General features: G+C 65.5%; 1 protein-coding gene. It reads right to left on the reverse strand.

Features of this window, described 5'->3' with window-relative positions; translation table 11 throughout:
• Positions 1–585: 585 nt before the first annotated feature.
• Positions 586–3,755: multidrug efflux RND transporter permease subunit (locus VK519_RS10385; RefSeq protein WP_324349574.1), on the reverse strand; the 3,170-nt coding region annotated here is incomplete at its 5' end.

Consider the following 3,755-nt stretch of genomic DNA (forward strand, 5'->3'; position numbering starts at 1 on the left):
CGCCATCCTGGCTCAACGAAAACGGCCGGCCGTCCATGGCCGGCCCCCTTCGGGCCTGACCCGTCCGAAGCCCTTCGCCTTCGCACGGAGCGCCGCTGGGCCCCGCCGGCACTCCCCACCACGCCCGGACGGTGAGGTTCGCGAGGGGAGAGCTCGGCAAGGCCACGCTACTCGACAGCCGCCACATGCTGCCTAACGGTCCGCACCGCATCCGCCGCACAGCTCTCCCGTCAGCGCGCCTCGGACGTGTCTAGAGCCGGGGGCCATCAGCCTCGTCGGCGACTTGTGGAACCGAGCGATGCGGGCGGAAAAGGCCCGCAGGGGGCCGGCCCTGGCCGGCCGTTTTCGCGAAGGCCGCAGGCCGCCTCGAAAACCCCCGCCCGCAACGCGGGCGCGCCGGGGCGCAGCCATCAAAACAATGCCGCGCAGCGGCCTCTTCCCCCAAGCGACGGTGAAACCGGAGCGACGAGGCTGATGGCCCCCGGCTCCTGCGACCACATCCGAGCGCCGAGTTCAAGCGCGATGCCGAAGGTGAGCGGAAAAAAAACCCCGGCCTGGGCCGGGGTTCGAAGGTGCCGCGTGGGATCAGACTCGGGGGCCGGGATCCAGGTGGTTGGTGTCGCCGACGTTTGGTGCGTGCGGGTCGTTCGGGCCCTTGCCGCCGCCGTGGCCGTCGTCGCCGTGGTCCGTGTGGTCGCGGGAATGCGGCAGTTTGTGCGATACCTCGTCGAGCTTGTCGCCCAGCAGGCGGCGCACGCTGACGTAGAACACCGGGATCAGCAGCAGGCCCAGGAAGGTGGCGAACAGCATGCCGCCGATCACGCCCGTGCCGATGGAGTGGCGGGAGTTGGCGCCGGCACCGGAAGAGACGAACAGCGGGAACACGCCAAGGATGAAGGCAATCGACGTCATCAGGATGGGGCGAAGGCGCAGGTGCGAGGCTTCGATGGTCGCCTCGCGCAGGGTCTTGCCCTGGGCCTGTTGTTCCACCGCGAACTCGATGATCAGGATCGCGTTCTTCGCCGCCAGGCCGATCACGGTGATCAAGCCGATCTTGAAGTAGATGTCGTTGGGCATGCCGCGGAGCATGGAGAACACCACGGTGCCCAGCATGCCCAAGGGAACCACCAGCAACACCGACACCGGGATCGACCAGCTCTCGTACAGCGCGGCAAGGCACAGGAACACGATCAGGATCGACAGGATCATGAGCAGCGTTGCCGAGTTGCCCGAGAGGATTTCCTGGTAGGACTGGCCTGTCCAGTCGTAGCCGAAGGTGGGCGGAAGCTTCGAATCCACAATCCCCGACAGCGCATTCATGGCCTGGCCGGTGGAATGGCCCGGGGCCTCGCTGCCGACGATCTCCACCGCGGAATAACCGTTGTAGCGGCTAAGGGCGGGGGATGCCATCTGCCACTTCGTCGACACCACGTTCGACAACGGCACCATCAGCGGCGTTGCCTGGGTGGAGCCGGTGGACGTGGTGCTGGTGGTGGTGGCCAGGGTGCTCGGCGTGAAGATGTGGCCGAAGGCATCCGGACCCATGCGGTAGGGCGTGTCTGCCTGCATCAGCACGCGCTTGACGCGGCCGGCATAGGAGAAGTCGTTGATGTACACCGGGGCCAGGGTGAGCTGGACGGCGGTATAGACATCGCTGACCGACAGGCCCATCGACTGCGCCTGGGTGCGATCGACGGTGAGCTGGATCTGCGGAGCGTCTTCGAGCGTGTTCGGACGCACCGCCACCATGTTCGGGTCCTGCATGGCGGCGCCCAGCACGGTATTGCGTGCCGCGGTGAGCTCGTCGCGGCTCTGGCCGGCGCGGGCCTGCAGCCACATGTCGATGCCGCCGAACTGGGACAGGCCGCGGATGGTCGGCAGGTTCACCACGAAGATCTGGGCGTCGCGGATGCCATGCAGGATGCCGTTGGCTTGCTGGATGAATTCATCCGCGGTGGTCTTTCGATCGGCCCAGTCCTTCAGGCGGATGAATGCCATGCCGGTGTTTTCACCCGAACCGACGAAGCTGAAGCCGGAGATCTGGAAGATGCGGTCGACGTTGGGGTTGCCGTGCAGCTTTTCGCGGATCTGCGTCATCACGTTCTGCGTGCGCTGCAACGACGCCCCGGGCGGCAGCGAGACAATGGCCAGGGCGAAACCCTGGTCCTCGCTGGGCACGAAGCTGGTCGGCAGGCGGCTGAACAACCAGCCGCACAGCAGGCAGATCACCAGGAACACGCCCATCCACATCGGCGCGCTCTTCACCGCGCCACCGATGTGGCCCCGGTAAATGTTATTGACCTTGTCGAACGCGACGTTGAAGCCGCGATAGACGAAGTTCTTCTTGTGGTGATGCGTGGGCTTGAGGATCGAAGCGCACAGCGCCGGCGTGAACGACAGCGCCAGGAAGGCGGAGAAGCCCATCGATACGGCAATGGTGAGCGCGAACTGCTTGTAGATCACGCCCGAGGCGCCGGCCTGGAAGGCCGACGGCACGAACACCGCCGCCAGCACCACCGTGATGGCCACCACGGCGCCGGTGATCTGGCCCATGGCCTTGCGCGTGGCTTCCCTCGGCTCGAGGTTTTCTTCCGTCATGATGCGTTCGACGTTCTCGTTCACCACGATCGCATCGTCCACCACGATGCCGATCGCCAGCACCATGCCGAACAGTGTGAGCTGGTTGACGGTGAAGCCCAGCGCCAGGAGGCCTGCGAAGGTGCCCAGCAACGCCACCGGGATCACCAGCGTGGGGATAATGGTGGCGCGGATATTCTGCAGGAACAGCAACATCACGCCGAACACCAGCACGATGGCGATGATCAGCGTCTCGATCACTTCCTTGATCGAGATGCGCACGAACGGCGTGGAGTCGTAGGGCGCCTGCCAGGTCACGCCCGGCGGGAAGCTCTTGGCAAGCTCGGCCATCTTGCCGCGCACCGCGGTGGCCACATCCAGCGCGTTGGCGCCGGGCAACAGCTGCACGCCCAGCGCGCCGGAAGGCTTGCCATCGAGCGTGGAACCGAGGCCGTAGGTCTGGCCGCCGAAGTTGATCTTGGCCACGTCGCTAAGCTTGACCGAGGTACCGTCGGGATTGGCGCGCAGGATGATCTGGCCGAACTGCTCGGGGCTGGAGAAGCGGCCCTCGGCTGACACGGTGGCGCTGAAGCCCTGGCCATCGCTGGCTGGATCCGAACCGAGGGCACCTGCGGCAAACTGCACGTTCTGGTTGGCGATGGCTTGCTGCACCTGGCTGGCGGAAAGGCCATAACCCTGCAGCTTGTCGGGGTTGAGCCACACACGCATGGCGTATTCGGCGCCGATCTGGCGAGTGGAACCTACGCCTGAAATACGACCCACCTGCTCGTTGACCTGCGCGGCGACGATGTCGTTCAGGCGGGCGTTGTCGATGTCAGGGTTGTCGGAGGTCAACGCCAGGAACATCAGGAAGTCGGGATTCGACTTCGCCACCACCACGCCCTGTTGGGTGACTTCCGTAGGCAGGCGGGGTGTGGCCAGCGAGACCTTGTTCTGCACCTGCACCTGCGCGATGTCAGGGTCGGTACCGGTCTGGAAGGTCAGCGTGATGCTTGCCGTGCCCGCGGAACTGGACGACGAGGAGAAGTACAACAGGTGGTCAATACCCGTCAGCTGCTGCTCGATCACCTGGGTGACCGTCTTCTCGGTGGTGTCCGCCGACGCGCCCGGGTAGGTGGCGTTGACCGTCACCTGTGGCGGGGCGATGTTGGGATACG

The sequence above is a fragment of the Pinirhizobacter sp. genome (genome assembly GCF_035317885.1).
Lineage (GTDB): Bacteria > Pseudomonadota > Gammaproteobacteria > Xanthomonadales > Rhodanobacteraceae > Pinirhizobacter.